At 72.6% G+C, this 5,438-nt stretch carries 4 protein-coding genes; all 4 read right to left on the bottom strand.

The features are described from left to right. Positions 1 to 300: 300 nt before the first annotated feature. The gene (locus EAO76_RS43335) at positions 301 to 2,301 is read right to left on the bottom strand and encodes a sensor histidine kinase (protein ID WP_376448508.1); all 2,001 of its coding nucleotides are present in this window, start codon (positions 2,299 to 2,301) and stop codon (positions 301 to 303) included. Positions 2,302 to 2,410: 109 nt separating this feature from the next. Beyond that, entirely contained in the window at positions 2,411 to 3,139 is a 729-nt protein-coding gene (locus EAO76_RS43330; RefSeq protein ID WP_187439063.1) for a response regulator transcription factor, read from the bottom strand. Between the two features lie 123 nt (positions 3,140 to 3,262). Next, positions 3,263 to 4,243 carry a sphingomyelin phosphodiesterase gene (sph, locus tag EAO76_RS43325; RefSeq protein WP_148841689.1) on the bottom strand — a complete coding sequence of 327 codons (981 nt, stop codon included), beginning with the start codon at positions 4,241 to 4,243 and terminating at the stop codon, positions 3,263 to 3,265. Positions 4,244 to 4,473: 230 nt separating this feature from the next. Then, positions 4,474 to 5,438 (bottom strand): AAA family ATPase (locus tag EAO76_RS43320; protein ID WP_148841688.1); only part of this gene is annotated, 965 nt, incomplete at its 5' end.

Here is a 5,438-nt window from a genome sequence, read left to right as displayed (position 1 = left end):
CCCTCCGACTGCCGACGGGGCCGACCGGGTCAATGGGGCCGACAGGACCGACGGACAGGGTTTCGGACGAGGCATCGGGCAGGGCGTCGGCGAAGGCCGAGGCGGACGGTACGAGCACCGCACCCGCCGCGACGGCGGCGAGGACGACGGTGCGCAGGGACAGGCGGTTGGGCATGGGACAGAACTCCGTTCCAGGTCGGCCTCGATGGCGCCCGGAGTCCGGTTCGCACCGGGCGCGAGGCATGCCGACAGGCTGGCGTGAAGTTATGAAGAAGCTGTCAGAACGGTGTGGTCATCGCATCAGCCCCGGCCCGTGCCCTCCGACGCCCTGCCCGATGCCTCGTCCGAAACCCTGTCCGTCGGTCCTGTCGGCCCCATTGACCCGGTCGGCCCCGTCGGCAGTCGGAGGGTGAACACCGAGCCCTCGCCCTCGGTGCTCACCGCGCCCACCGAACCCCCGTGCGCCTCCACCAGCTTCCGTACGATCGCCAGCCCCAGCCCACTGCCGCCGGTACGGCGACTGCGCGACTTCTCGGCGCGCCAGAAGCGGTCGAAGACATGCGGCAGGTTCTCGGCCGAGATGCCGCTGCCCGTGTCGGTGACCTCGACGACCACGACTTCCCCGCCCGGGACCTCTCCGTCCGTAGTGGCCCCGTGCACCGGCGTCCCGTCCGGCGAGGCCCCGGGGCCGTACGCGCGTACCGTCACGCGCCCGCCCGCCGGGGTGTGGCGCACGGCGTTGGAGACCAGGTTGCCGATGGCCTGGCGCAGTCGTACGGGATCGGCCCACAGCACGGGGACGGGGGCGTCGGCCGCCGGTGGTGCCGAGAGCGCGACCCCCGCCGTCTCGGCCCGCGCCTGATGCGCCGCGACCACCTGCGCCAGGACGTCCTCGACGCGTACCGGTTCGGGGTGCAGCCGCAGCGCGCCCGCGTCGGCCGCGGCCAGGTCCTGGAGGTCGTCGATGATGTGCTGCAACTGCACGGCCTCGGTGTGGAGCGAGGAGATGAACGCCGGATCGGGCTCCGCCAGCCCGTCCTGCGCGGCCTCCAGCCAGCCCCGGATGTTGCTCAGCGGTGTGCGCAGTTCGTGGGCGACGTCGCTGACCATGTCCTTGCGCTGCGCCTCCAGACGCGTGCGGTGGTCCGCCATGTCGTTGAACGCGGCGGCGAGGCGGCCGATCTCGTTGTCGTCGGTGACCAGCACCGGCACGGAGTCCTCGCCGTCCCGCATCCGCTGCGCGGCACCGGTGAGCGCGTGCAGCGGCCGTACGAGCCGGGAGCCCGCGAGGAACGTGGCGCCGAGGGTGAGTGCCAGGACGAGGGCCGCCGCGCCCGCGATCTTCGCCGTGTTCGCCGGGGAGAGGTCGAAGCCGGGAACGGTCGTGTCGCCCTCGTCCCCGATGAACAGCAGCGCGGGTGAGGCGACGTAGGAGCTGAGCTGCTCGCGGCGGGCCGTGCCCACGCAGGAGGCGGTGGCCCGGTCGTCCTCGCCGGTCCGGACGCTCGGCGCGGGCGACGGGACGGCGGCGGTCCCGGCGGCCTCGGGTGCGGGGCCGCCGCCCCAGGACAGGTCCAGATTGAGCTGGATGCCGGTACGGCCCTGGCGCTTGAGACAGGCGTCGGCGAGCCGGTTGAGCGCGTCCAGGGCCTTCCGTTCGGTGGCCGTCGGCCCGTTCAGGTCCTCGGACGCGCACCGGGCGTCCTGCATGCGATCCGGGTCGTTGCCCACGACCTGGATGCTGGGGCGCCCGCTCGGGCTCCGGACCACGTCCGCCGCGACCCCGACCTCGTTCAGACACGCCACGCTCCGGTCGGCGGCCCGCCGCAGCGCCGTGCGTTCGGCCGCGGGCAGCAGGAACGGGCCCACCGCGCGCGGATCCACCCGGTCGGCCGCGGCGCCCGGCCGGTCGACCGTCCGGGACAGGGCCGTGTCCACGGAGAGGGGGTCCACGATCGCCGACGCCCGGTGCGGCAGCGCGGGCGGCGACGGCCGGTCGGTGGAGTCGAGGGAGTCGGCGAGGGGTCGTCGTTGCTCGGTGGTGAGCGCGATCCTGCGGCCCGACCGGCGGGCCAGGTCGTGGACGGTGTCCTCGACGCCCTCCCAGGTGGGGTGGCTCGCCGCGTACCCGAGCAGGGTGTTGTAGATCCGGGCGTCGGCGGTGAGGTTCTGGCCCTGCTCCTGCTTGATGGCGCCGGAGGTGGTCTGCACGGCGATCCAGGCGGTGGCGGCCACCGAACAGGCGGCCACCAGCGCGGACACCGTCAACAGCCGGCCGAACAGGCTCTTGCGCAGCGGCAGCCGTGCCCGCTGCCGGTCGTGGCGGACGGCAGCGCCGAACTCCCGGCCACGACGGGCGGCACCGTCACGTTCCCGGTCACGAAGGGCGGCACCGTCGCGCCGCTCCCGGTCACGACGACGCACGCGAGGCCTTCCGCGCCGGGTCCGTCAGCTTGTACCCGACCCCGAAGACGGTGAGCAGCCTGACCGGCCGACGAGGAGCGGGTTCGATCTTTTTGCGCAGGTTCATGATGTGCACGTCGACGGTGCGGAAGCTGACGTACCGGTCGAAGCCGTGCAGTTCCTCCAGGAGCCGCTGCCGGGTGAAGACCCGATCGGGCTCGGTCGCCATGGCGGCGAGGATCCGGAACTCACCGGGCGTGCACTCCACGGCCAGGTCCCCGACCGACACCTCGTGCCGGTCGGGGTCGACCGCCAGCGTGCCGACCCGCAGCACCCGGTCCGCGACGGGCCCGGCCGCCGCCGGACCCCGCCGGCTGCGGCGCAGCAGGGTCCGCACCCGGGCCATCAGTTCGCGCGGACTGTACGGCTTCGTCATGTAGTCGTCCGCGCCGAGGTCCAGCCCCAGCAGCAGATCGTCCTCGGTGCTGCGGGCGGTCAGCATCAGCACCGGCACCTCCCGGTGTTCGGCGCGCAGCACCCGCACCACGTCCAGGCCGTCGGCCCGCGGCATCATCACGTCGAGCACCAGCAGATCGGGTTCCCGGTGCCGGACCTCGGCGAGGGCCGCGAGGCCGTCACCGACGACCCCGACCGTGTGGCCCTCGTGCTCCAGATAGCGGCGTACGAGCTCGGCCTGCTTCTCGTCGTCTTCGGCGACTATGACATGTGCGCACACGAAACGATCGTAGATGAGCTCGGCAGGGGCTTTTCCGGTCGCCCGGGGCGGTGTACTGGTCGCGGGGCGGGGACGGTACGCCGTCGGTACGGCGCCCCGCCCCACGATCCCCCGCCGCCGGGGCTACCGTGCCGAAGCGATCACCGGGTAGTGGTCGGAGAGGTTGGTGTACGTGTAGCTCGTGCCCCAGCTGCTGACGGTCCAGGGCGCGCTCCGTTCCTTCACCACCTCGTTCGTCCACCCGGACGGCTGCGCGTGCCCGGCGCGGTACAGGACGTGGTCGAGGTCCTCCCGGGGGTCGTCGGGGTAGCGGTCGGCGGCGATCGAGTTGTCCTGGGTGTCGAAGGAGTACGGGTGCCCGGTGCGCGCCGCGGCCCGGGTCAGTCCGGCGTCGGTGAGCATCGAGGAGTACTCGGGGGAGTGGAAGTCCACGTTGAAGTCCCCGGCCACGACGACCTGTTCGGACGCCGGAATGTTCTTGGCGTCGAGGAAGGCGTCGAGCTCCTTGAACTGCAGGCTGCGCTTGGCGGCGGCCTCGCCCGCGCCGCAGCCGGGATCGGCCGACTGCGTGTGGGTGCCCACCACGTGCACCCGCGCGCCGTTGACGTCCAGCTCGGCATAGGCGAAGCCCTTGTTGGACCAACGGTCGCTGCCGCAGGCGTCCTTGTAGACGTACTGCTCCTTGCGGACGACGGGCCACTTGCTGAGCACGGTGACGCCCCCGTCCTCCGGGGTGAGGGCCGAGTACGCCCCGCCGGTCGCGTCCCAGCCGCTCTTGCTCCGGCCCACCACCGGCGTCCGGTAGGGGTACTGGGCGGCGGCGTTGTTCAGCAGCGCGTCGGACGAGGAGTTGTCGAACGCCTCCTGGAGGACGACGACGTCATTGCCCCGGAAGAACGACGTCTTCGGTATCTCGGCCGCCCGGTGGTCCTGGCCCCAGTTCGGGTAGAGGTTCTTGCTGAACAGGAACGTGTTGTACGTCAGGACGCGCAACGACGGGGCGTCCGCCGCCGATGCCTGCGGAGCGTTGGCGGCCAGTGCCGCCGCGGCGAGCGCGGCGGCCAGGGTCGCGCCGGAGACACGGCGGATCGCTGAATGCGGCACAGGTACTCCTGGTGCGGAGGGGGGAAGTGGTGCCGCCCATCAAAGCAGGGGGAGTTACCCGTGGGTAGACGTCGGATGCCGGGAGTCTTTCCGCAACGGTACGAATGGGGCCGGAGCCGGAACGGACCCGCGGACGGAGGCGTTCCGGCTCGGGGCCGGAGGGCAGGGGCCTGCTCCTGTTCCTGCTCTTGTTCCGGCTCCGGGCCCGGGGCGCGGGTCCGGCCGGGTGCTCATGCCGCAGGGTCCCCGTGGGACTCCATGAGCTCCTGGTGGGCCGCCGTCACGTCCGGGGCGAGCACGGTGACGATCTCCTCCCGGGTGGGTGTCGTGCCCGTCGCGTGCTCGGCGTACAGCCGCAGGTCCCGTTGCGCGGCGGCCTTCTGGCAGAGCTCGCGCGCGAACCGGGCATTGCCCAGGGTGTCGGCCATGCCGCCGTCCACGGCCGAGGCGAAGATGGCGCCGAGCGCGGCCGCGGCCGCCTCGTCGGGTTCGTCGCCCTGATCGGCCAGGACGGACCGGGCGATCAGGAGCAGCTCCGGCGCGGAGTACGAGGGGAAGTCGACCCGGGTGTTGAACCTGGACACCAGGCCCGGGTTGGCGGCGAGCAGCCCGGTCATCTCCTCGCGGTACCCGGCGAGCACGACGACGAGCCGGTCCCGGTCGTCCTCGGCCCGCTTCAGGAGCACCTGGAGCGCCTCGTCGCCGAACGCGTCGCCACCGCTGTACCCGCTGTTGGACAGGGCGTACGCCTCGTCGATGAACAGCACGCCGTCCAGGGCGGAGTCGATGACCTTGCTGGTCTTGATGGCGGTGGACCCGAGGTGCTGCCCGACGAGATCGACGCGCTGGGCCTCCACGACATGACCGGACCGCAGCAGCCCCAGCCCGGCGAGCACCTTGCCGATGATGCGGGCGACGGTGGTCTTCCCCGTGCCGGGAGGGCCCGCGAAGACGAAGTGCCGGGGCCGGGCACCGCTCGGCAGCCCCTGCTCCTTCCGCAACGCCGCCATGCGCAGTTGCGCGATCATCGTCAGGACCTGCCGCTTCACCGGCTCCAGCCCGATCATGTCGTCGAGGGCCTGCTGAGCCTCGGCGAGCAGCCGGTCCCGCTCCTCCCGCGACAGCCCGCCCTCGTCCCCGTCGCCCTGCCCTGAACCCTCCGCGGTGTTCGGGGCGGCGGCCGGGGCGGTCGTCC

This window comes from Streptomyces sp. sk2.1, assembly GCF_008120935.1.
GTDB lineage: Bacteria > Actinomycetota > Actinomycetes > Streptomycetales > Streptomycetaceae > Streptomyces.
Note: the sequence above shows the minus strand (reverse complement) of the source record. Positions and strands in the feature narration are given on the sequence as shown.